Here is a 21,411-nt window from a genome sequence, read left to right on the forward strand (position 1 = left end):
TGCCCGATTTTTTCTGGAGGGCCCATGAGCCTGCACGATCTGAACACTTTCCCGGGCGTCACCGCCCAACCCGACACCGCGACCACCCACTTCGTGTTCAACCACACCATGCTGCGGGTCAAAGACATCACCAAGTCGCTGGATTTCTATACCCGCGTCCTGGGTTTTTCCCTGGTTGAAAAGCGCGACTTCCCGGAAGCCGAATTCAGCCTGTACTTCCTGGCCCTGGTGGACAAAGCCCAGATCCCGGCAGACGCCGCTGAACGTACCCAGTGGATGAAGTCGATCCCGGGCATTCTGGAACTGACCCACAACCACGGCACTGAAAACGATGCCGATTTTGCCTACCACAATGGCAACACCGACCCTCGCGGCTTTGGCCATATCTGCATTTCGGTGCCGGATATCGTGGCGGCCTGCGAGCGCTTTGAAGCCTTGGGTTGCGATTTCCAGAAACGTTTGACCGATGGCCGCATGAAAAGCCTGGCATTCATCAAGGACCCTGACGCGTACTGGGTTGAGATTATTCAGCCGGCGCCGATGTAAACCGCCGATAGGGGCGTGCGCAGTGTCACTGGATGCCTGCCCACGCAACGCGCAAGCACAAAAAAAACCCCATGATCACTCATGGGGTTTTTTATTGGCCGGTGTGGTTTTATGCCGGCGCGGAGGTTCGGATCAAGTGATCGAATGCACTCAGGGAAGCCTTGGCACCCTCGCCTACCGCAATCACGATCTGCTTGTACGGCACAGTGGTGACGTCGCCGGCAGCGAACACCCCTGGCAGGGACGTTTCGCCACGGGCATCGACAATGATCTCGCCACGAGGCGTCAGCTCCACAGTGCCTTTGAGCCAGTCAGTGTTGGGCAGCAAACCGATCTGCACGAAGATGCCTTCCAGGTCGATGGTGTGGAACTCACCGCTGTCGCGATCCTTGTAGGCCAGGCCCGTGACTTTCTGACCATCGCCTTTGACTTCGCTGGTCAGCGCGCTGGTAATCACGTCAACGTTCGACAGGCTGTAGAGCTTGCGCTGCAACACCGCATCGGCGCGTAACTTGCTGTCAAATTCAAGCAACGTTACGTGGCTGACGATACCGGCCAGGTCGATGGCCGCTTCAACGCCAGAGTTACCACCGCCAATCACCGCTACACGCTTGCCTTTGAACAACGGACCATCGCAGTGCGGGCAGAAGCACACGCCTTTGGCTTTGTATTCTTGCTCGCCCGGTACACCCATTTCACGCCAGCGGGCGCCGGTGGCCAGGATCACGGTCTTGGACTTGAGGGTCGCACCGCTTTCAAAGCGAATCTCGTGCAAGTCACCGGCATTTTTCGCGGGGATCAAGCTGCTGGCACGTTGCAAGTTCATGATGTCCACGTCGTACTGACGCACATGCGCTTCAAGGGCGCTGGCCAGTTTCGGCCCTTCGGTCTCTTGCACAGAGATGAAGTTTTCGATGGACATGGTGTCCAGCACCTGGCCGCCAAAGCGCTCAGCTGCCACACCGGTGCGGATACCTTTACGCGCCGCGTAGATGGCCGCCGACGAACCGGCCGGGCCACCGCCGACGACCAGCACATCAAAGGCGTCTTTGGCGCTGATTTTCTCGGCGGCTTTTTCGATGCCGCTGGTGTCGAGTTTAGCGAGGATTTCTTCCAGGCCCATGCGGCCCTGGCCGAAGTTCACCCCGTTGAGGTAAACACTGGGCACTGCCATGACCTGGCGCTCATCGACTTCAGCCTGGAACAGCGCACCGTCGATAGCGACGTGGCGGATGTTCGGGTTAAGCACCGCCATCAGGTTCAACGCCTGGACCACGTCCGGGCAGTTCTGGCACGACAACGAGAAGTAAGTCTCGAAGCTGAACTGGCCTTTTAAAGCGCGAATCTGTTCAATCACTTCGACACTGGCCTTCGATGGGTGGCCACCCACTTGCAGCAGGGCCAGCACCAACGAAGTGAATTCATGGCCCATAGGGATGCCGGCGAAACGCAGGCTGATATCGGCACCCGGGCGGTTGATGGAGAACGATGGCTTGCGCGCATCATCGCCATCGGTTTTCAGGGTAATCAGCGTGGTGAGGCTGGTTACGTCCTGCAAAAGAGCAAGCATTTCCTGGGATTTCGCGCCGTCGTCGAGGGAGGCGACGATCTCGATCGGCTGGGTGACCCGTTCCAGGTATGACTTCAACTGAGCTTTAAGATTGGCGTCCAACATACGGGCGATTTCCTATTAATTCGGTTTATTGCAGACAAAAAAACGCCCGAGCGAATCTCGCCCGGGCGTTTTGAGGGCGGTGCAGCTTACTTAAGGTGCGGCAGAGCCCGCCCTGAGGTCGTTCACAGGTTTAGATCTTGCCGACCAGGTCCAGGGACGGAGCCAGGGTAGCCTCGCCTTCTTTCCACTTGGCTGGGCACACTTCACCTGGGTGAGCAGCAACATACTGAGCAGCCTTGATTTTGCGCAGCAGTTCGGAAGCATCGCGACCCACGCCACCATCGTTCAGTTCAACGATTTTGATCTTGCCTTCTGGGTCAATCACGAAGGTGCCGCGGTCAGCCAGACCGGCTTCTTCGATCAGTACGTCGAAGTTGCGGGAAATGGTCAGGGTTGGGTCGCCGATCATGGTGTACTGGATTTTGCCGATGGCTGGCGAAGTGTTGTGCCAGGCAGCGTGAGCAAAGTGAGTGTCGGTGGAGACGCTGTAGATTTCGACGCCCAGTTTCTGGAATTCGGCGTAGTTGTCAGCCAGGTCTTCCAGCTCAGTTGGGCATACGAAGGTAAAGTCAGCCGGGTAGAAGAACACGACAGACCATTTGCCTTTCAGGTCAGCATCCGACACGTCGACGAAGTTGCCGTTTTTGTAGGCGGTAGCTTTGAACGGTTTTACTTGGCTGTTGATGATAGGCATCGATGACTCTCCGTCAGGGGTTAGTAAGTTGATGAGATGAATCCTACCCACTCTTTCCGACGATGGCTCATTGGCAAACCTGATGCTGACGATTGGTTTTCGCTATCAAGTGGCGCTATTAATAGAAGAAATCTCAAATCAGCGGTTGGGTGGCCAAGGTCATGCCAAGAAAGGGCGTCGCTTCAACATAGCGCATGGCGGATTTCATGTCGCTCCAGCCGACGTAGCTCATCAACGACTTCAAGTCCCAGCCGCTGCGGTGGGCCCAGGTGGCAAAGCCTCGACGCAGTGAGTGGCTGGTGTATTGATCGGCCGCGATACCGGCGCGTTCCAAGGCCTGGCGCAGCAACGGGATGACACTGTTGGGGTGCAACCCCTCCTCGCCCAAATTGCCCCAGCGGTCGACTCCGCGAAATACCGGGCCGCGCACCAGCGCCGACGCGCTGAGCCATTCGCTATAGGCCTGCACCGGGCACAACCGCAGCAACGCCGGGGTCTGGTAGGTCTTGCCGAGGTTGTCGCGGTCACTTTTGCTGCGCGGCAGATACAGGCTGATGCCGGCGCCCGGTATGGCCTGCACATGCTCGATAGCCAGGCGGCACAGTTCATCACTGCGAAACCCGCGCCAGAAGCCCAGCAGGATCAATGCCGTGTCGCGCTTGGCGCGCAGCAATCGCGACGGGTCCTGATCAGTCCGCGCCTGAATCGCCTCTGCCTCAAGGCAGGCGACCACCTGCTCAAGGTGCTTGAGTTGCAGCGGCTCGGCCTGTTTCTCCTGCGCCGGGTGCACCGCACGAATGCCCTTGAGCACCTTGCGCACCACCGGCGCCTTGGTCGGGTCAGGGAAACCCTGGCTGGTGTGCCACTGCGCCAATGCCGAGAGCCGCAGCTTCAAGGTGTTGACCGCCAGCACCCCGGCGTGTGCCACCAGATAACGCGCCACGCTGTCGCTGGTCGCGGGCAGGAACCCACCCCAACTCACTTCAAAGTGCTCAATGGCCGCGCGATAGCTACGCCGCGTGTTATCGCGGGTGGCGGCATTGAGATAACGCTCCAGATCGCTCATGAAAAGCCTATGCGTACTGCTGACGGGTGAATTGACGCTCAATACCGCTATGACACGGGATAATACGCCAATATCCCATCTGTTGAATCATGAATTTAAACGAGATTTTATTCGTGTTACAGTATGTATCTACATAATACGTACCACAGTACTAAATCGACGGAGACTCCATGGCTCGCGGCGGCATAAACAAAGCAGTAGTTCAAACGGCACGCCTGGCGATCCTTGCCCGCGGCGAGAACCCGAGCATCGACGCAGTCCGCATCGAAATGGGCAATACCGGTTCAAAAACCACGATTCATCGTTATTTGAAGGAGTTGGACGAGAGCGAAACCCGGCTGACGATCACCGAGGCACCCATCGACGACGAGCTGGGTGAACTGGTTGCACGCCTGGCCCAACGCCTTAAAGAAAAGGCCCAGGAGCCGATTGACCTGGCGCTGGCGCAGTTCGAACAACAGAAAGCCGCCCTGCTCGCCCAGCTGCAAGCGCTAGAAGAGGCTCATAGCCAGCTCAGTCAGCAATGTGCTATCCAGGCCGCCGCCCTCGCAGAAGAAAGTGCCGCCCTGCAAACCGCGAGCACCAGCCTGCAAACCGAGCAAACCCGTAACGCCGGGCTCAGCCAGGCGTGCAGCGATTACGAATTACGCATCAACGACAAGGACGAACAAATTCGTTCGCTGGAAGAAAAACACCTGCACGCACGGGAAGCGCTCGAGCATTACCGCAATGCAATCAAGGAGCAGCGCGAGCAGGAACAGCGACGTCATGAAGGCCAGTTGCAGCAGGTCCAGGCGGAACTGCGCCAGGCCCAGCAAAGCGCCATGGTGCGCCAGGATGAGATCACCCAACTGCACCGTGACAATGAGCGACTGTTGATCGAGCACCGCGTCACGATCAAGGAGCTGGCCGCCCTGCAGGCGCAAACCCGCCAGGATCAGGCCGCGCAGCAAAAACTCAGCGAGCAGGTCAGCCTGATAGAAAGCGAGCGCACCCTGCTTCAGGAGCGCCTGCGGGTTGCCCTACTGGAGAGCCAGTCACGCCAGCAAACGCTGAACGAACACCAGATGGCGAACAAGAGCCTGGAACTGGACCTCATCAAGGCCCAGGCCAGTATCGAGGCATTGCGCCTGGCGGCCGTCGTTGCAACGACGCCAGAGGCAACGCCCGACACATGATCAGTCCGCCACAGGCGTGCGCATGGTGACGAACTCTTCCGCCGCCGTAGGATGCACGCCGATGGTTTCGTCGAAATGCTGCTTGGTCGCGCCCGCCTTGAGCGCGATCGCCAGCCCCTGAACGATCTCGCCGGCATCCGGCCCGACCATGTGGCAACCCAGGACTTTATCGGTGTCGGCATCGACTACCAGTTTCATCAGGTTTTTTTCCTGGCAATCGGTCAGCGTCAGCTTCATCGGCCGGAAGCGGCTTTCAAAGACCTGCACCTTGTGGCCCTGCTTCTTCGCGTCTTCTTCGCTCAAGCCGACGGTGCCGATGTTCGGCAGGCTGAACACCGCCGTCGGAATCATCGCGTAATCCACCGGGCGGTACTGTTCTGGCTTGAACAAACGACGGGCCACCGCCATGCCTTCAGCCAGGGCTACCGGCGTCAATTGCACACGACCAATGACGTCGCCAATGGCCAGGATCGACGGCTCAGCGGTCTGGTAAAGGTCATCCACCGTAACAAAGCCACGCTCGTCGAGGCTGACGCCGGTGTTCTCCAGCCCCAGGTTGTCGAGCATTGGGCGGCGACCGGTGGCGTAGAACACGCAATCGGCCTCCAGCACACGCCCATCTTTCAGGGTTGCCTTTAGGCTGCCGTCTGCTTGCTTGTCGATACGTTCGATATCGGCATTGAATTGCAGGTCCAGGCCGCGCTTGGTCAACTCTTCCTTCAGGTGCGTACGCACCGAGCCATCAAAACCGCGCAGGAACAAATCGCCGCGATACAGTAGCGTCGTCTGTGCGCCCAAACCGTGGAAAATACCCGCGAACTCAACCGCGATGTAACCACCGCCAACGACCAGCACGCGCTTGGGCAGTTCTTTCAGAAAGAACGCCTCATTGGAGCCAATGGCGTGCTCACGCCCCGGGATCTCCGGGATCTGCGGCCAACCACCGGTAGCGATCAAAATGTGCTTGGCGGTGTAACGCTCGCCATTGATTTCCACCTGGTGCGGGTCAACCAGCCGCGCATGCCCTTCATGCAGGGTCACGCCACTGTTAACCAGCAGGTTGCGGTAGATACCATTAAGGCGATTGATTTCACGGTCCTTGTTGGCGATTAAGGTCGCCCAATCAAAGTTCGCTGCACCCAGGGACCAGCCAAAACCGCTGGCCTGCTCAAAGTCTTCGGCGAAATGCGCACCGTACACCAACAGTTTCTTCGGCACGCAGCCGACGTTAACGCACGTACCGCCCAGGTAGCGGCTTTCCGCCACAGCCACCTTGGCGCCAAACCCTGCGGCAAAGCGCGCCGCGCGAACACCGCCGGAACCGGCGCCAATTACATACAGATCAAAATCGTAGGCCATTTCACTCTCCTCGGCAGGGCATCAGCATACCGATTTAGATGGGGCTAAAAAACGAAAAAGCCACCCTAAGGTGGCTTTCTCTTAAAACAGGTCAGGCAACCGTGAATCAGTAAGCCTTGCCAGTTTTGTAGAAGTGCTCATAGCAGAAGTTGGTCGCCTCGATGTAGCCTTCAGCGCCACCGCAGTCGAAACGACGGCCTTTGAACTTGTAGGCAATCACGCAGCCGTCTTTGGCTTGCTTCAACAGAGCGTCAGTGATCTGGATCTCGCCGCCTTTGCCTGGCTCGGTTTCTTCGATCAATTTGAAGATGTCCGGGGTCAGGATGTAACGGCCAATGATAGCCAGGTTCGAAGGTGCATCTTCCGGCGCTGGCTTTTCAACCATGTCACGCACACGAATCAGGCCATCACCAATGTCGTCGCCAGCGATTACGCCGTACTTGTTGGTTTCCAGAGGATCGACCTCTTGAACTGCAACGATGGTGCAGCGGTATTTCTGGTACAGCTTGACCATCTGGGTCAGTACGCCGTCGCCTTCCAGATTGACGCACAGGTCATCCGCCAGTACCACAGCGAACGGTTCGTCACCGATCAGTGGGCGCCCGGTCAGGATCGCGTGGCCGAGGCCTTTCATCTGGGTTTGACGGGTGTACGAGAACGAGCACTCGTCGAGCAATTTACGGATACCGACCAGGTATTTTTCCTTGTCGGTGCCCTTGATCTGGTTTTCCAGCTCGTAGCTGATGTCGAAGTGGTCTTCCAGCGCGCGCTTACCACGGCCGGTAACGATGGAAATTTCGTTCAGACCGGCATCCAGTGCCTCTTCGACGCCGTACTGAATCAGTGGCTTGTTCACCACCGGCAGCATCTCTTTAGGCATGGCTTTGGTCGCTGGCAAGAAGCGAGTGCCGTAACCGGCTGCTGGGAACAAGCATTTCTTGATCATATGAGTCCTTACAAAGGGCTGTGCGTACGGAATTCGGCGCAGTCTAATGAGGCCGCAGTCACCTTACAATGGGTCCTGCTGGCGTTGCGATGTCAACATAGAGAAAAAATGTGCGCGTAAGTTCCGCTGATCCTACAAGGGCGTTACCAACGGCACGACAAACCACGCCTTGACCCCTTTGATTAAGAGGGCTGTCAATGTTTTAGCACGCTTTTCGACGCAAGGCACTGACCTGCAACAACTTGCCCGCTCCCAGCGCGTTTGGCGCTATGATTACGCACTTGAACCACACCACGAGATTGATAGATGTCAGAACCCAAAGGCGTAAACGGCTACCTGATCACAAAGCGAGCGGACGGCTGGCACCTGATCAACTTCCACGGTGACAGCGTCGCCGGGGCATTTGCGACCGAAAGCCAGGCTGTTGCAGTCGCCGAGGTGTTCGTGGATGAAGCTGGCCACGCGTCGAGCAAAAGACCCAAGGGCAAGTAAGCCTGCAGGCCCTTTGCAAAAAGCCCCGATGATCGGGGCTTTTTTGTGATTGGCTGTACCTAGGTGGCAGTTCGCTATAATCTTGCGCAAACGCCCCACGACAGTGTCAGCGCCCTTCCAACACCCTCGACGACGATTCCACTATGAACAAGATTCTGGCACTGCCTGCACTACTGGCGCTGATGGCCGGCTGCACCACCACTTCCGATACTTACCTGAAAAATGGCGAGCAAGGCCTGACCATCGACTGCTCGGGCGAGGCCAACTCGTGGGCCAGTTGCTACGAAAAAGCCGATGCTTCCTGCGCCGGCACCGGCTACCGCATCGTCGGCACCGAAGGCACGCCTGCGTTGAAGGAAAGCGACAAGACCCTTGGCAAAGACGTGGGTAACTTCAAGAGCCGCAGCGTGGTTGTCGTTTGCAAGTAAGCCTGAGGGCTACAGGTGAATTTCTGCGAACTTGATGCCAAGGCCGCGCAGGATTTCTATCAGGTCATCCAGGCGCGCAAATGATTCGACTTCATCGTGCTCATCCACCAGGAAATAACTGCGACCGCCGCTTTTCTTGAAGAACACGATCCACTCGCCCAGGTCGGCAGGATTCTGGATGACATGGGTGGCCGAGATTTCGCCCTCGGCATGGCGGGCTGTGACGTGTTCACGTTTCATGACGATTTCCAGAAAAGACAAATGCCGCGCATTCTCAAGGCTTGCGCGGTATTTTTTTGGATTGGATAACCAACAGTTTAACGGATCTGCAAACCCCAGGGTAATGATCCTTTGTCGACGACACCTGACATCAACGCCAAAAAAAACCTGATGCCACTATCGCAGCGTCAGGCTTTTTTATCGGATTCAACGGCGTGGGTGAGCCTGAGGCTCAGCCGGAAATACACGCCTCAGCGGCTTTCTTGATATCACCCGGGCGGATCGGGACATTGGACATGCTCTCGTAGAGCTTGATGCTGCTGCCGCTGGAGCGATCTTCAATCTCGAAGATTGCCGAAGGGTCGGCCGAGAATTTCTGCGGCACAATCACCTGTATACCATCCTTATGGGGCTCGATCTGCGGCGGGCGACGGGTGTCGGCCAGCTTGCGCACCACACAGGCGGCATATTCCGGCGGTTTTTTCCCGGAAATCACCACCAACGTTGGCGGGGTCTGCTTGATATCTGCAACCGAAGCACATCCACCTATCGCCAAGGCCAGAACCAACACACTCCACTTCATACTAAAACCTCCGATAAAGACCCTACGACAGCTTAGAGAGTAAATTTCTCCCGCCAACGTAGGATTTATCTCTGAAAACTCGGTAAATAACTGTTTTAAATTGTCGAAGTCGTCGACGACGACCCGATAATAAACGCGCTGGGGCTGATAAACTCTATCTTAACCTACGTATCATTCTGATTTTTCAGAAAAAGCCCTTCTGGAGACACCCCATGAAATTCATCCACCAGCGCGAGCACCTCAACGAGGGCGACATCGTTGTCATCGAATGCTCGCAGACCTGCAATATTCGCCTGATGAGCGATGCCAATTTTCGCAGCTTCAAGAACGGCGGCCGCCACACCTACCACGGCGGTGCGTTCGACAAATTCCCGGCGAAAATTACCGCGCCCAGCACCGGTTTCTGGAACATCACCCTGGACGTGGTGACACGTCGCGCCATCAGCGTTACCCGTAAACCCGCGTTGTCCCACAAGATCCGCATCGTTCGTCGCACCAGCACCAAACTGAGCTGAGCCGAACCCTCGACAGGAAACAAGCTGTGACCACCACGACCAAATACGTCATCAAGTACAAGCTCAACGGCGAACGTCGCTTTGAGTTCGCGCAATTGCACACCAACAGTGTCGAAGAGGCCAAGCAAGCCCTGGCGAAAATCCACGATGCCAGTGACGAAATCACTGACATCAACGTGAGTAAGGCGCTGTAAACCATGCCTGGGCCGACTGCCGACCTGTTCGCCGAGGATGCGTTGCAGCAACCTGCGCGGCGCGAACAGATTGGCGAAGAGTCCTACGTACTGAGGGGCTATGCCCTGCCCTGGATTGAGCGCCTGCTGCCTGAGCTTCGCCAGGTGCTGGCCCAAGCGCCGTTTCGGAAAATGGTCACGCCCGGCGGCTTTACCATGTCAGCGGCGCTGAGCAGTTGCGGCGCACTGGGCTGGACCACCGACACGTCTGGCTATCGCTACAGCCCCCTCGACCCGCGCAGCCAACAACCCTGGCCAGCCATGCCCAGCGCGCTGCGCCAACTCGCCACACGTGCGGCAGCCGAGGCCGGCTTCAGCGCGTTTTCCCCGGATGCCTGCCTGATCAACCGCTATGTGCCTGGGGCCAAGATGTCCCTGCATCAGGATAAAAACGAGCGCAACTACGACGCGCCGGTGGTTTCCGTGTCGCTGGGCCTGCCGGCGATTTTCCTGTTCGGCGGCGCTGAGCGCAGCAGCAAGCCCCAGAAGATCGCCTTGTTCCACGGTGATATCGTGGTCTGGGGCGGCGTTGATCGCTTGCGTTTTCATGGGGTGATGCCGATCAAGGACGGCGTGCACCCGATCATGGGCCCACAACGCATCAACCTGACCTTTCGTACCGCCGGCTGATTTGACCGCAAGCTTCGGAGTGCCGAGTATCCCCGCAGCGGCTAATCTGCCCGTGATCCGTCAAGAGTGCAGGCCATGAACAACGAACATGACCCACGCTGGGCCGCCATCATCGCCCGCGATGCCAAGGCAGACACGCTGTTTGTCTACGGCGTAAAAACCACAGGCGTGTATTGCCGCCCCAGCAGCGCCTCGCGTTTGCCACGCCCACAAAACATCGAATTCTTCGACACCCCCGAGCAAGCCGAGGCTGCCGGTTATCGCCCGAGCAAGCGCGCCGCCAGCGACCAGACCCAACTGGCTGCCCACCATGCGCACTTGGTGGCGACGGCGTGCCGGTACATAGAACAGGCCGAAACGCCGCCCAGCCTGGATGAAGTCGCCCGTCTGGCCGGGCTGAGCGCCTTTCATTTCCACCGCGTATTCAAAGCCATCACCGGCCTCACCCCCAAGGGATACGCCAGCGCCCTGCGCGCGCGCAAAATACGCGACGGCCTCTTGAACGAGCACTCGGTCACTGACGCGCTGTATGACGCAGGCTTCAACTCCAACAGCCGCTTCTACGAGTCCGCCGATCAATTGCTGGGCATGACGCCGACGGACTACCGGGCCGGCGGCACTAACAGTGAGATTCGCTTTGCCGTCGGCCAATGTTCACTGGGCGCGATTCTGGTGGCACAGAGCCAACGCGGCGTGTGTGCGATTTTGCTGGGGGATGACCCGGACAAACTGGTGCGAGACCTGCAGGATCAATTTGCGCAGGCACAATTGGTGGGCGCGGACCGCCACTTCGAACAGCTGATTGCCCAGGTCGTGGGCTTTATCGAAGCGCCTGCGCTGGGGTTGGATTTGCCGCTGGACTTACGCGGTACCGCCTTTCAGGAGCGAGTATGGCGGGCGCTGCGCGATATTCCGCTGGGCAGCACCGCCAGTTATGCGCAGATTGCCGAGCGTATCGGCGCCCCCAAATCCTTTCGCGCCGTGGCCCAGGCCTGTGGCGCCAACTGCCTGGCGGTGGCGATCCCCTGCCATCGCGTGGTACGCAGCGACGGCGAGCTGTCGGGCTACCGCTGGGGCGTAGCGCGCAAGCGGCAGTTGCTGGAGCGCGAACGCCAGTAATGGCCTAGCGGATGCCGATATAAATTCGCGCCACTTCGTCTGCCTGATAGACCTCGAAGTCAGTGACAAACGCCCGCGACTCGACACCCGGTTTTTCGAAATAAGCCCAGACCTGTTGCCAGGTGGCAATGATTGCGTCCGGCATTGGCCCGCGCGCCTCAAACACCAAATACCGGCCCGGCTCGATCACCAGGCTTTCAAAGCCTTGCGCCGCTGCGGTGGAGGCAACACCCGCCATCACATCAAAAAAACCACTCGCATCCGACTCATAGCCGCTGTACACCCCGTACACCGGCGAGTCGGGGTGCTTGCCCGGAATTGCCTGGTAAAGCCCCTGCTCAAAAAACCGTTGCCACAGCGGGCCGATTTTCGCGCTCGCGGGCAGCATTTCATCGGCATTGCGGGTCCGCACTTGCAAGCCCGAGACCCTGGTTGCTGCCACGACCTGTTCCTTGATTGCTGGCAAAGCCCTCTCCTTTCAACGCTGCAATTGACGTTTACGGAATTCGGCGACTTTATGCCGGTTACCGCACAAGGCCATGCTGCACCAGCGACGCTTATGGGCCTTGGTCCGATCATAAAACCACAGCACGCATTCCGGATGCTCGCACCGCCGGATCAAATTGAAATCGCCGGCCACCAATAAATTAGCTGCAGCTTCGGCAATCGGCGACAAAAATTGCTCTGCCGTCTGCGATTTGCGTTGACGCTCCAACAGCGGCGCCCCGGACGCCGGCCAGACCAGCTGTGGATGGCTGACTGCCTTGCGCAAAAAACTGTTGAGCGCCGTGGGATTGCCGAGCTGACCGAGCTTGCGCGTCACGACGAGGTCACGGACCACCTCGCGCAACTCACGTGCGGCGGCGAGCAAGGCGCCCGCTTCAAACGCAGGCATGGCCGCTGGCTGAACCCACTCCAAACGCACTAACCAACGCTGGACGTCAGCGTCGGTCTGCCAGAAATCCCACGGCATGCCATCGATATTCGCCAGGGTATTGAGCATGTCCAACACCGGGTCATCGGCAAGCACATAGGGTTCCAAGGGTGCCGCTGGGGGCGTAGGGATGGCCATGATTCGTCCTCGTGTTCATCGCGCAATCGTAACCACTATTTTTGTGCATGGGTAGTTACATTCGACAAACAGCTAACCTGAAATATTAATTTGACAGGTTACATAATTCAGCGCAGCGTTTAAATGGTAACCCGTAATAACCACTAAACAAGTTACCTAAGGTATGCCTGCCATGTCGATCCAAGCCCCTGTCGTTCGCTACCATCACGTCGATGCCGATGGTGTGCGCGTGTTCTACCGTGAAGCCGGCGACCCGGCCGCACCGGTGATATTGCTGCTGCACGGCTTTCCCAGCTCCTCGCACATGTACCGCGACCTGATCCCGCTGCTCGCCACACGCTTCAGGGTTATCGCGCCCGACTTGCCGGGCTTCGGCTTCACCGAAATACCTGCCGAGCGCGCTTACCACTACAGCTTCGATAACCTGGCGGTGACTGTCGGGCATTTCGTCGATGCGCTGAAGCTGTCCCGCTACGCGCTGTACGTGTTCGATTACGGCGCACCGGTAGGCCTGCGGCTGGCCGTGGCGCACCCAGAACGGGTCAGTGCGCTGATCTCGCAAAACGGCAACGCTTACCTGGAAGGCTTGGGCGATGCCTGGGCACCGATCCGGGCCTATTGGGCCGAGCCGAGCCAGGCCAACCGGGACGTGATCCGCACAGCGGTGATCAGCCTGGACGGCACGCGCTACCAGTACCTGCACGGCGTGAGTGAACCGCAACGGGTTGCGCCCGAGTCCTACATGCTGGATGCGCTGTTGATGCAGCGCCCCGGCAACGCCGAGATTCAGCTGGACCTGTTCCTCGATTACCGCAACAACCTCACGCTCTATCCGGCGTTCCAAGCGTTCTTCAAAGCCAGCCAGGTACCCACCCTGGTGATCTGGGGCCAGCACGATCCGTTCTTCATCCCGCCCGGCGCCCTTGCCTACAAAAGGGATAACGCGAATGCCGTGGTCGAGCTGCTCGACACCGGCCACTTCGCTCTGGAAACCCACGCAGTGCTTATCGCTGAGCGCATTCATGCGGTGCTGGGCGAGGCGATTGACTGAAGTCGCTACACGAAATCTCGGCTTCGTCCAGTGAATAAAACAGACTGGCCGGGTGCCAAGGGCCCTGCTAAAACAGCGAAAAGACCGACGACTGCTGGAGACGCATCCCATGAGCACCTGGCCAGACACCCGAATCCTCGACCTGCTGGGCATTGAAGTGCCGATTATCCAGGCCCCAATGGCGGGTGCGACCACCACCGCCATGGTCATCGCGGCCAATCACGCAGGCGGGCTGGGCTCTGTGCCGGCGGCCGCGCTGAGTCTCGAGCAACTGCGTGAAGCCTTGAGCACCGTTCGCCAGGCAAGCTCGCGCCCGATTAACGTGAATTTCTTCTGCCATCAACCGCCCGCTGCGGATGCGGTGCGTGACCGCCACTGGAAGGCGTTGCTGGAACCTTATTACCGCGAACTCGGCGCCGATTTTGATGCGCCAACGCCCCTCTCCAACCGCGAGCCGTTCAGCGAGGCCACCTGCAAAGTGGTCGAGGAATTTCGTCCCGAGGTGGTGAGTTTTCACTTTGGCCTGCCCGAAAAAGCCTTGCTCGACCGGGTAAAAGCCACTGGGGCCAAGGTGCTGTCATCGGCCACTACCGTAGAAGAAGCCATCTGGCTGGAACAGCATGGCTGCGATGCAATTATTGCGATGGGGCTAGAGGCTGGCGGGCATCGTGGGTTGTTTCTCAGCGACGACCTCAATACCCAGATCGGGCTGATGGCACTGGTGCCGCAAATTGTCGACGCAGTGAGCGTGCCGGTGATTGCCGCTGGCGGAATAGGTGATGCGCGCGGGATTGTTGCGGCATTCGCCCTGGGCGCGTCAGCCGTCCAGATCGGCACCGCGTACCTGTTCACGCCGGAAGCCAACGTAACCGCCTCCCACCACTTTGCACTGCGTCATGCCCAAGCCAGCGAAACGGCGCTGACCAACCTGTTCACCGGCCGCCCGGCACGCGGGATCGTCAACCGCGTGATGCGTGAACTCGGCGCGATCAACCCGGCCGCGCCTGCCTTCCCGACCTCCGGCGGCGCCTTGATGCCCCTCAAGGCCAAGGATGAAGCGGGTTTCAGCAACCTGTGGTCAGGCCAGGCACTGCGCCTGGGTAAAGATCTCTCCACTTATGACCTGACGCGGCAGTTGGCGGAGCAGACCCTCGCCAAGCTCACGCGCGACTGACCTGTGGGGCAACTTTGCACTGTACCGGCAATGGCCAACCGCTATATATTCCCGTACATAGCGGTAGAGTCTTCCCCCTATAACAAGCCGTACACCGCCCAAAGGAGCTGCTTCATGATGATCCGCGCCTCACGCTTGGCCCCCACTGCCCTGGTAACCGTTATTGCCGCCCTTGCCTGCGGCTCGGCCCAAGCCGATGAAGTGCAGGTCGCCGTCGCCGCCAACTTCACCGCGCCGATCCAGGCGATCGCCGCCGACTTCGAAAAAGACACCGGCCACAAACTCGTTGCAGCCTACGGCGCCACCGGTCAGTTCTATACGCAGATCAAGAACGGCGCGCCGTTCGACGTGTTCCTCAGCGCTGACGACACCACCCCGCAAAAACTCGAAACCGAGGGCGACACGCTCAAAGGCTCGCGCTTCACCTACGCGGTCGGCACCCTGGCGCTGTGGTCGGCCAAAGAAGGTTATGTGGATGCCAAAGGCGACGTGCTGAAAAAGAATGCCTTCAAGCACCTCTCCATCGCCAACCCGAAAGCCGCTCCATACGGCCTGGCCGCCACTCAAGTACTGGCTAAAGAAGGCTTGACCGACCAGGTCAAGGACAAGCTCGTCGAAGGCCAGAACATCACCCAGGCCTATCAATTCGTGTCCACCGGCAATGCTGAGTTGGGCTTTGTTGCCCTGTCGCAAATCTACAAAGACGGCAAACTCAGCAGCGGCTCGGCCTGGATCGTCCCGGCGGCCCTGCATGACCCAATCAAACAGGACGCCGTGATCCTCGCCAAAGGCAAAGACAGCGCCGCCGCCAAGGCCCTGGTCGAGTACCTCAAGGGTCCGAAAGCCGCAGCGGTCATCAAGGCCTACGGTTACGAGTTGGCCAACTAAAATGCCGCTGTCGAGTGCCGATTTTTCCGCAATCTGGTTGACCATCAAACTGGCGTCACTGACCACCGTGATCCTGCTGGTCATCGGCACTCCGATTGCGCTGTGGCTGGCGCGCACCGGTTCGCGGTGGCGCGGCCCCATCGGTGCGATTGTCGCGTTACCGTTGGTGTTGCCACCGACGGTGATCGGTTTCTACCTGCTCTTGACCATGGGCCCCCATGGTTACTTCGGCCAGTTCACACAGTGGCTGGGCCTGGGCACCCTGACCTTCAGTTTTGCCGGGCTGGTGATTGGCTCGGTGATCTATTCCATGCCGTTTGTGGTGCAACCGTTGCAAAACGCCTTTTCTGCCATCGGCACTCGCCCACTGGAAGTGGCCGCAACGCTACGCGCCAATCCTTGGGATACGTTTTTCACGGTGATCCTGCCCCTCGCGCGCCCCGGGTTTATCACCGCGTCGATTCTCGGTTTCGCGCACACCGTCGGCGAGTTCGGTGTGGTGCTGATGATCGGCGGCAACATCCCGGATAAAACACGCGTGGTCTCGGTGCAGATCTACGACCACGTCGAAGCCATGGAATATGCCCAGGCCCATTGGCTGGCGGGCGCCATGGTGGTCTTCGCTTTCGTTGTGTTGCTGGCGCTCTATTCCAGCCGTAAAACCAAGATGGGCTGGAGCTGATCGATGATTGATGTACGCCTGAACCTGCACTATTCCGGCTTTGCGCTGGATGTCGACCTGCATGTGCCCGGCCGCGGCGTCACCGCGCTGTACGGGCATTCCGGCTCGGGCAAAACCACATGCCTGCGCTGTATCGCCGGGCTGGAGCGCGCTGAAGACGCGCGGGTCCAGGTCAACGGCGAGGTCTGGCAAGACAGTCGCCTGGGGCTGTTCGTGCCGCCGCACAAACGTGCCTTGGGCTATGTGTTCCAGGAAGCCAGCCTGTTTCCCCATCTGTCGGTACGGGCCAATCTGGAGTTCGGCTTCAAGCGCATCCCACGCAAGCTGCGCCGTGTGGACATGGCTCACGCGACCGAGCTGCTGGGCATCGGCCACCTGCTCGAGCGCCACCCGCAGCATTTGTCCGGCGGCGAGCGCCAGCGCATCGGCATCGCCCGCGCATTGCTCACCAGCCCCCAGTTGTTGTTGATGGATGAACCGCTGGCGGCGCTGGACAGCCAACGCAAAAGCGAGATCCTGCCGTACCTCGAACGCCTGCACGACGAACTGGAAATCCCCCTGCTGTACGTCAGCCATGCCCAGGACGAAGTGGCACGGCTGGCCGATCACATTGTGTTGCTCAGCGACGGCAAGGCCCTGGCCAGCGGCCCCATCGGCGAGACCCTGGCGCGCCTGGATTTGCCCCTGGCCCTGGGCGATGACGCCGGCGTGGTCATCAATGGCAGCGTCAGCGCCTATGACGCGCACTATCAATTACTCACCCTGCAATTGCCCCACAGTGCGTTGTGCATGCGCGTGGCCCATACACCTCTGGCGTTGGGCAAACAGCTGCGAATCAAAGTGCAAGCGCGCGACGTCAGCCTGAGCCTGCAGGCGCAAGAGCACAGCAGCATCCTCAACCGCCTGCCGGTGACGGTCACTGAGGAGATGTCGGCGGATAACAGCGCCCATGTGCTGGTGCGCCTGGATGCTGCGGGTACGCCGCTGTTGGCGCGCATTACGCGCTTCTCCCGCGACCAGTTGCAAGTGCATCCCGGCCAGACACTGTGGGCGCAAATCAAGGCGGTGGCGGTACTCGCATAACTTTTTTGCACGCGCGCAAAACCCTGCGGTCAATCAGTCATACCGGCCTGATCCGTTGCCAAGGAATTTGCACGATGCCCGACTCCGCCCCGACTGCCGAGCTGCCCCGCGACCTGCATTACGTTGACGACACGCAGCCCGGCATTCGCCGTAAAAAGCTGCGCGGCAAGTTCCAGTATGTCGACGCCAAAGGCCAACGCATCACCGATGCCGAGGAAATCAAACGCCTGAATGCCCTGGCCGTGCCGCCGGCCTACACCGACGTGTGGATCTGCGCCGACCCGCGTGGCCATCTGCAAGCGACCGGCCGCGATGCGCGCGGTCGTAAACAGTACCGCTACCACACGCGCTGGCGAGAGGTGCGCGACACCGACAAGTATTCGCGGCTGCAGGAATTCGGCAATGCCCTACCCAAACTGCGCAAGCAACTGGAGGCGCAAATTGCCGCCCCAGGCTTCACGCGCGAGAAAGTCCTTGCCACGGTGGTGATGCTGCTGGATGCGACGCTGATCCGTGTCGGCAACACCCAGTACGCCCGCGACAACAAATCCTATGGGCTGACCACCCTGCGCAACCGCCATGTGGACGTCAAGGGCAGCGAAATCCAGTTCCAGTTTCGCGGCAAGAGCGGCGTCGAGCATCAGATCAGCGTCAAGGACCGACGCCTGGCCACGGTGGTCAAGCGCTGCCTGGAATTGCCGGGGCAGAACCTGTTTCAGTACCTGGACGAAGCCGGCGAGCGCCACACGGTCAGCTCCCACGACGTGAATGCGTATTTGCACAGCCTGACCGGCGCCGACTTTACCGCCAAGGACTATCGCACCTGGGCCGGCACCGCGATGGCACTGGCGGTGCTGCGGGAATTGGCGTGGCAACCGGAATCCGACGCCAAGCGGCATGTGGTGGCGATGGTCAAGGATGTCGCCAAGCAACTGGGCAACACCCCGGCCGTGTGCCGCAAGTGCTATATCCACCCGGCGGTGCTCGAGCATTTCAGCCTGGGCGAACTGTCCAGCTTGCCAAAACCGCGCAAGCGCACCGGCTTGAAAGCCGAGGAAGTTGCCTTGGCGATGTTCCTCGAACAACTGGCCGCTGACTTGCCGAAAAACGCCAAGGTGGGGTAGCCTTGGCGTCCCTTCTGACTCACGGGATGACCGCCGACGTGAACAACTAAGCCTTCCAAAATGTAGCTGCAATGAGCCGCCCGGCGCGCTTGTTGGCCTGTTCGACATTTTTTTGGAGGTGCTGATGACTGACGTCAAACGGCTGCCCGTACTCGTATCCCTGCAACACGTGAGCTTCCAGTTCGCCAATGGCGAAACCCTGCTGGAAGATTTGAACCTGTCGATTGATCACACGCCCACCGGGATTGTCGGCCGCAATGGTCGCGGCAAAAGTCTCTTGGCGAAGCTGATCGCCGGGGCGCTGACGCCCTCCTCCGGCACGCTCGACCGTAAGGCCCGCGTGGCGTACGTGGCGCAAACCCCGGAGATTGAAACGGGCGCAAGCATCGCCGGTTTCACCCGTACCGCCGAGGCCCTGGCCGCGCTTGCGCGCATGGCCAGGGGCACGCCCCAGGCCAATGACCTCGAAGTGATCGACGATCGCTGGGACCTTGCCGAACGTCTGCGCGCCGCCCTTGATGCCGCCGGTTTGCAAGCACTCGGTGTTGATACCCCGGCCGATCAATTGAGTGGCGGCCAACAGGCCCGGGTCGCCGTGATTGGTGCGCTGCTGGCGGCGCCGGATCTGCTGGTGCTGGATGAGCCCACTAACCACCTCGACAGCGCCGGCCGCGACTGGCTGCTGAACCGCCTCGCCGATTGGCGTGGTGGCCTGGTGGTGGTCAGCCATGATCGGCAGTTGCTCAACACCCTGGCGCGCATCGTCGAGCTTTCGCCCCTCGGCGCACGGGTGTACGGCGGCAACTATGATGCCTATCGCCGGCAACGCGACAGCGAACACCAGGCTGCGGTTGCGGCAGTTGAGCACGCGCGCCTGGCGCGCAGCCGCGAACGCAAGCGCCTGCAAAAGGATCACGACAGCCTGCAACGCAGTGCTGCCCGCGCGCGCAAACACGCCGAGACCGCCAATGTCTCGCGGTTTACCAAAGCCCGCTGGAAAGGCGCCGCCAAGGAAATCGTCAGCACGGTACGCAGCGCACATCATGCGTATAAAAACGAGCTTGATGGGCGCGTGCGCCACGCCTACGAGCGTGTTGTCGATGAAACACCCACCCTGCTTGCGCTGCCTGGCTCGGCACTGCCCAACGGCCGACACGTACTGACAGTGGAGAACGCCCAACTGCCATGGCTCGACCCACGGCAGCCGTCTGCCTACGTCACGCTTGACCTGTCGGGCCCGGTACGCGTGGCCGTGCGCGGCCCCAATGGTTGCGGCAAATCCACACTGCTCAAACTGCTGGCGGGCCAATCGCAGCCTGTCAGCGGCGACTGTGCGGTGCACGTGCCCTGCGCGTATATCGATCAACAGCTCGCGCTGCTGGACGACCAACGCTCCCTCGTAGAGCAACTCAACCTGCTCGACACGCCGCTGGCCGAAGCGCAGTTGCGCACGCGCCTGGCCTTGCTGCAACTGGATGCGTTGCGCGTCACTCAACCCGTAGGCCGATTAAGTGGTGGCGAGCGTTTGAAGGCCGCGATGGCGATTGCCTTGTGGCGTGAAGTACCGGCGCAACTGTTGCTACTGGACGAGCCGACCAACCATCTGGACCTGGAGTCGGTGCTGGCGTTTGAACAGGCGCTGCAAGGGTTTAGCGGCGCAATAGTCGCGGTGTCCCACGACGAAGCGTTTGTGCAGGCGATTCGACCGACCCATCACTTGATCTGGCAGCCAGCGGGATGGCACCTGGAGTATGTCTGAGGTCATTGCATGCGCAATCAAAGCGCACTACGGTGGTGGCCGAATAATCTCACCGAGGAGCCCGGCCCCATGCTGCCTTCGTCCCAACGACTTTACGCCAGTGCCGCACTCGCCCATCGCCAACGCTGGCGCGGGCGCGTCGGCATGATGCTGGTGGCCAGCCTTTCCGTGCTGGCAGGCATGACCGATGCGATTGGCTTCATGGCCAGCGGTGATTTTGTCTCGTTCATGAGTGGTAACACCACGCGCCTGGCAGTGGCCATCAGCGCAGGTGACCTCGGCCTGACCGGGCGCTTGCTGTTGCTGGTGCTGGTGTTTGTGGTCGGCAACGCCTTGGGCGTGGTGGTCAGCCGGCTCAGTCGGCGGCATGCACTGCCGTTGCTAATGTGCATCGCCACCTTGTTGTGTGGCGCAGCCGTGTGGCCCTACGACAATGACTTGCCTGCGTTACTGGCGGCGATTACGGCCATGGGCATGCTCAACGCCGCAGTGGAAGAGGTCAACGGCTTGCCGGTGGGCCTGACGTATGTGACGGGCGCGCTGTCCCGCTTTGGCCGCGGGCTGGGGCGCTGGATGCTCGGCGAGCGCCGCAACGGCTGGCGGGTGCAACTGGTGCCGTGGGCCGGGATGTTTGTGGGGGCGGTGATCGGCGCGGTGCTGGAGCATCAGCTTGGCCTCAAGGCGCTGCTGGTCAGTGGCGCATTGGCCGCGTTGCTGGGGTTGGTGTCACTGAAGATTCCCAGGCGCTGGCACCTGGGCTACATGCCACGCTAGGAAGACAGGAGGCTCGCCCGACGTTTCGGCCTCGACATCCGTGTGCTGGTAAAGAGCTATCACGTCGAGCGAGCGGAAAGAATGATAAGCCAATGCCCGCCAGTTGTAGCGCCGGGCATTT

At 59.8% G+C, this 21,411-nt stretch carries 25 protein-coding genes; 16 read left to right on the plus strand and 9 right to left on the minus strand.

Going from position 1 to position 21,411, the window contains the following annotated elements:
- The first annotated feature begins 24 nt into the window (after positions 1-24).
- The gene (gene gloA / locus JFT85_RS02255; RefSeq protein ID WP_053255967.1) at positions 25-546 is read left to right on the plus strand and encodes a lactoylglutathione lyase; all 522 of its coding nucleotides are present in this window, start codon (positions 25-27) and stop codon (positions 544-546) included.
- Between the two features lie 109 nt (positions 547-655).
- Here the strand turns inward: gloA and ahpF are convergent, their stop codons facing one another.
- From ahpF to JFT85_RS02270, 3 genes are all read right to left on the minus strand, one after another.
- Positions 656-2,221, minus strand: coding sequence for an alkyl hydroperoxide reductase subunit F (ahpF, locus tag JFT85_RS02260; protein WP_053255966.1), 1,566 nt, complete (start codon positions 2,219-2,221; stop codon positions 656-658).
- A gap of 130 nt (positions 2,222-2,351) precedes the next feature.
- Positions 2,352-2,915, minus strand: coding sequence for an alkyl hydroperoxide reductase subunit C (gene ahpC / locus JFT85_RS02265; protein WP_053255965.1), 564 nt, complete (start codon positions 2,913-2,915; stop codon positions 2,352-2,354).
- Between the two features lie 133 nt (positions 2,916-3,048).
- Positions 3,049-3,981, minus strand: a complete 933-nt coding sequence (locus JFT85_RS02270; protein ID WP_073637453.1) for a site-specific integrase — start codon at positions 3,979-3,981, stop codon at positions 3,049-3,051.
- Positions 3,982-4,151: 170 nt separating this feature from the next.
- Between JFT85_RS02270 and JFT85_RS02275 the strand changes: the two genes are divergently transcribed.
- The gene (locus JFT85_RS02275) at positions 4,152-5,159 is read left to right on the plus strand and encodes a DNA-binding protein (protein ID WP_073637452.1); all 1,008 of its coding nucleotides are present in this window, start codon (positions 4,152-4,154) and stop codon (positions 5,157-5,159) included.
- Here the strand turns inward: JFT85_RS02275 and gorA are convergent, their stop codons facing one another.
- Entirely contained in the window at positions 5,160-6,518 is a 1,359-nt protein-coding gene (gene gorA / locus JFT85_RS02280; RefSeq protein WP_201229078.1) for a glutathione-disulfide reductase, read from the minus strand.
- A gap of 106 nt (positions 6,519-6,624) precedes the next feature.
- Positions 6,625-7,464: a UTP--glucose-1-phosphate uridylyltransferase GalU gene (galU, locus tag JFT85_RS02285; protein WP_053255961.1), complete on the minus strand. Its 840-nt coding sequence runs from the start codon at positions 7,462-7,464 to the stop codon at positions 6,625-6,627.
- Between the two features lie 306 nt (positions 7,465-7,770).
- On the opposite strand from galU, the gene JFT85_RS02290 reads away from it, so the two are divergent.
- Both JFT85_RS02290 and JFT85_RS02295 read left to right on the plus strand, forming a co-directional pair.
- Positions 7,771-7,956: a hypothetical protein gene (locus JFT85_RS02290; RefSeq protein WP_053255960.1), complete on the plus strand. Its 186-nt coding sequence runs from the start codon at positions 7,771-7,773 to the stop codon at positions 7,954-7,956.
- 143 nt (positions 7,957-8,099) lie between these two features.
- Positions 8,100-8,384, plus strand: a complete 285-nt coding sequence (locus JFT85_RS02295) for a hypothetical protein (protein ID WP_053255959.1) — start codon at positions 8,100-8,102, stop codon at positions 8,382-8,384.
- Between the two features lie 9 nt (positions 8,385-8,393).
- On the opposite strand, the gene JFT85_RS02300 is transcribed toward JFT85_RS02295, so the two are convergent.
- Both JFT85_RS02300 and JFT85_RS02305 read right to left on the minus strand, forming a co-directional pair.
- A complete protein-coding gene (locus tag JFT85_RS02300) occupies positions 8,394-8,624 on the minus strand; it encodes a hypothetical protein (RefSeq protein WP_053255958.1) in 231 nt (76 codons plus the stop codon).
- A 211-nt stretch (positions 8,625-8,835) separates the two neighbouring features.
- A complete protein-coding gene (locus tag JFT85_RS02305; RefSeq protein ID WP_053255957.1) occupies positions 8,836-9,186 on the minus strand; it encodes a hypothetical protein in 351 nt (116 codons plus the stop codon).
- A 212-nt stretch (positions 9,187-9,398) separates the two neighbouring features.
- On the opposite strand from JFT85_RS02305, the gene JFT85_RS02310 reads away from it, so the two are divergent.
- From JFT85_RS02310 to ada, 4 genes are all read left to right on the plus strand, one after another.
- Positions 9,399-9,701: a DUF1883 domain-containing protein gene (locus tag JFT85_RS02310; protein ID WP_003173824.1), complete on the plus strand. Its 303-nt coding sequence runs from the start codon at positions 9,399-9,401 to the stop codon at positions 9,699-9,701.
- Positions 9,702-9,727: 26 nt separating this feature from the next.
- On the plus strand, positions 9,728-9,895 hold the full coding sequence (locus tag JFT85_RS02315) for a hypothetical protein (protein WP_096236871.1): 168 nt from the start codon (positions 9,728-9,730) through the stop codon (positions 9,893-9,895).
- Between the two features lie 3 nt (positions 9,896-9,898).
- Positions 9,899-10,564: a DNA oxidative demethylase AlkB gene (gene alkB, locus JFT85_RS02320; RefSeq protein WP_187601959.1), complete on the plus strand. Its 666-nt coding sequence runs from the start codon at positions 9,899-9,901 to the stop codon at positions 10,562-10,564.
- Between the two features lie 75 nt (positions 10,565-10,639).
- A complete protein-coding gene (ada, locus tag JFT85_RS02325; protein ID WP_201229080.1) occupies positions 10,640-11,683 on the plus strand; it encodes a bifunctional DNA-binding transcriptional regulator/O6-methylguanine-DNA methyltransferase Ada in 1,044 nt (347 codons plus the stop codon).
- A 4-nt stretch (positions 11,684-11,687) separates the two neighbouring features.
- On the opposite strand, the gene JFT85_RS02330 is transcribed toward ada, so the two are convergent.
- Both JFT85_RS02330 and JFT85_RS02335 read right to left on the minus strand, forming a co-directional pair.
- Positions 11,688-12,149 carry a GyrI-like domain-containing protein gene (locus JFT85_RS02330; protein WP_053255954.1) on the minus strand — a complete coding sequence of 154 codons (462 nt, stop codon included), beginning with the start codon at positions 12,147-12,149 and terminating at the stop codon, positions 11,688-11,690.
- A gap of 12 nt (positions 12,150-12,161) precedes the next feature.
- On the minus strand, positions 12,162-12,755 hold the full coding sequence (locus JFT85_RS02335; protein ID WP_069551879.1) for a CGNR zinc finger domain-containing protein: 594 nt from the start codon (positions 12,753-12,755) through the stop codon (positions 12,162-12,164).
- 172 nt (positions 12,756-12,927) lie between these two features.
- Between JFT85_RS02335 and JFT85_RS02340 the strand changes: the two genes are divergently transcribed.
- From JFT85_RS02340 to JFT85_RS02375, 8 genes are all read left to right on the plus strand, one after another.
- A complete protein-coding gene (locus JFT85_RS02340) occupies positions 12,928-13,806 on the plus strand; it encodes an alpha/beta fold hydrolase (protein ID WP_139372227.1) in 879 nt (292 codons plus the stop codon).
- A 109-nt stretch (positions 13,807-13,915) separates the two neighbouring features.
- Positions 13,916-14,980 (plus strand): NAD(P)H-dependent flavin oxidoreductase, encoded by a 1,065-nt coding sequence (locus JFT85_RS02345; RefSeq protein WP_078828372.1) that lies wholly within the window; start codon positions 13,916-13,918, stop codon positions 14,978-14,980.
- A gap of 114 nt (positions 14,981-15,094) precedes the next feature.
- Complete coding sequence (modA, locus tag JFT85_RS02350; protein WP_053255950.1) at positions 15,095-15,868, plus strand: molybdate ABC transporter substrate-binding protein; 774 nt, start codon at positions 15,095-15,097, stop codon at positions 15,866-15,868.
- A gap of 1 nt (position 15,869) precedes the next feature.
- Positions 15,870-16,550, plus strand: coding sequence for a molybdate ABC transporter permease subunit (gene modB / locus JFT85_RS02355; protein ID WP_053255949.1), 681 nt, complete (start codon positions 15,870-15,872; stop codon positions 16,548-16,550).
- A gap of 3 nt (positions 16,551-16,553) precedes the next feature.
- A complete protein-coding gene (gene modC / locus JFT85_RS02360) occupies positions 16,554-17,633 on the plus strand; it encodes a molybdenum ABC transporter ATP-binding protein (RefSeq protein ID WP_073637448.1) in 1,080 nt (359 codons plus the stop codon).
- 74 nt (positions 17,634-17,707) lie between these two features.
- Positions 17,708-18,757, plus strand: a complete 1,050-nt coding sequence (locus tag JFT85_RS02365) for a DNA topoisomerase IB (protein WP_069551883.1) — start codon at positions 17,708-17,710, stop codon at positions 18,755-18,757.
- Positions 18,758-18,881: 124 nt separating this feature from the next.
- On the plus strand, positions 18,882-20,516 hold the full coding sequence (locus JFT85_RS02370) for an ABC-F family ATP-binding cassette domain-containing protein (RefSeq protein WP_201229082.1): 1,635 nt from the start codon (positions 18,882-18,884) through the stop codon (positions 20,514-20,516).
- A gap of 69 nt (positions 20,517-20,585) precedes the next feature.
- A complete protein-coding gene (locus JFT85_RS02375; protein ID WP_053255945.1) occupies positions 20,586-21,290 on the plus strand; it encodes a YoaK family protein in 705 nt (234 codons plus the stop codon).
- Positions 21,291-21,411: the final 121 nt, after the last annotated feature.

This window comes from Pseudomonas sp. TH04 (assembly GCF_016651355.1).
In the GTDB taxonomy this organism is placed as follows: domain Bacteria; phylum Pseudomonadota; class Gammaproteobacteria; order Pseudomonadales; family Pseudomonadaceae; genus Aquipseudomonas; species Aquipseudomonas fluorescens.

Bases quoted from the DNA above. Each gene is read 5' to 3' on its own strand.
- gloA (WP_053255967.1), top strand. From the start codon at position 25: ATGAGCCTGCACGATCTGAACACTTTCCCGGGCGTCACCGCCCAACCC.
- ahpF (WP_053255966.1), bottom strand. From the start codon at position 2,221: ATGTTGGACGCCAATCTTAAAGCTCAGTTGAAGTCATACCTGGAACGG.
- ahpC (WP_053255965.1), bottom strand. From the start codon at position 2,915: ATGCCTATCATCAACAGCCAAGTAAAACCGTTCAAAGCTACCGCCTAC.
- JFT85_RS02270 (WP_073637453.1), bottom strand. From the start codon at position 3,981: ATGAGCGATCTGGAGCGTTATCTCAATGCCGCCACCCGCGATAACACG.
- JFT85_RS02275 (WP_073637452.1), top strand. From the start codon at position 4,152: ATGGCTCGCGGCGGCATAAACAAAGCAGTAGTTCAAACGGCACGCCTG.
- gorA (WP_201229078.1), bottom strand. From the start codon at position 6,518: ATGGCCTACGATTTTGATCTGTATGTAATTGGCGCCGGTTCCGGCGGT.
- galU (WP_053255961.1), bottom strand. From the start codon at position 7,464: ATGATCAAGAAATGCTTGTTCCCAGCAGCCGGTTACGGCACTCGCTTC.
- JFT85_RS02290 (WP_053255960.1), top strand. From the start codon at position 7,771: ATGTCAGAACCCAAAGGCGTAAACGGCTACCTGATCACAAAGCGAGCG.
- JFT85_RS02295 (WP_053255959.1), top strand. From the start codon at position 8,100: ATGAACAAGATTCTGGCACTGCCTGCACTACTGGCGCTGATGGCCGGC.
- JFT85_RS02300 (WP_053255958.1), bottom strand. From the start codon at position 8,624: ATGAAACGTGAACACGTCACAGCCCGCCATGCCGAGGGCGAAATCTCG.
- JFT85_RS02305 (WP_053255957.1), bottom strand. From the start codon at position 9,186: ATGAAGTGGAGTGTGTTGGTTCTGGCCTTGGCGATAGGTGGATGTGCT.
- JFT85_RS02310 (WP_003173824.1), top strand. From the start codon at position 9,399: ATGAAATTCATCCACCAGCGCGAGCACCTCAACGAGGGCGACATCGTT.
- alkB (WP_187601959.1), top strand. From the start codon at position 9,899: ATGCCTGGGCCGACTGCCGACCTGTTCGCCGAGGATGCGTTGCAGCAA.
- ada (WP_201229080.1), top strand. From the start codon at position 10,640: ATGAACAACGAACATGACCCACGCTGGGCCGCCATCATCGCCCGCGAT.
- JFT85_RS02335 (WP_069551879.1), bottom strand. From the start codon at position 12,755: ATGGCCATCCCTACGCCCCCAGCGGCACCCTTGGAACCCTATGTGCTT.
- JFT85_RS02340 (WP_139372227.1), top strand. From the start codon at position 12,928: ATGTCGATCCAAGCCCCTGTCGTTCGCTACCATCACGTCGATGCCGAT.
- JFT85_RS02345 (WP_078828372.1), top strand. From the start codon at position 13,916: ATGAGCACCTGGCCAGACACCCGAATCCTCGACCTGCTGGGCATTGAA.
- modA (WP_053255950.1), top strand. From the start codon at position 15,095: ATGATGATCCGCGCCTCACGCTTGGCCCCCACTGCCCTGGTAACCGTT.
- modB (WP_053255949.1), top strand. From the start codon at position 15,870: ATGCCGCTGTCGAGTGCCGATTTTTCCGCAATCTGGTTGACCATCAAA.
- modC (WP_073637448.1), top strand. From the start codon at position 16,554: ATGATTGATGTACGCCTGAACCTGCACTATTCCGGCTTTGCGCTGGAT.
- JFT85_RS02365 (WP_069551883.1), top strand. From the start codon at position 17,708: ATGCCCGACTCCGCCCCGACTGCCGAGCTGCCCCGCGACCTGCATTAC.
- JFT85_RS02370 (WP_201229082.1), top strand. From the start codon at position 18,882: ATGACTGACGTCAAACGGCTGCCCGTACTCGTATCCCTGCAACACGTG.
- JFT85_RS02375 (WP_053255945.1), top strand. From the start codon at position 20,586: ATGCTGCCTTCGTCCCAACGACTTTACGCCAGTGCCGCACTCGCCCAT.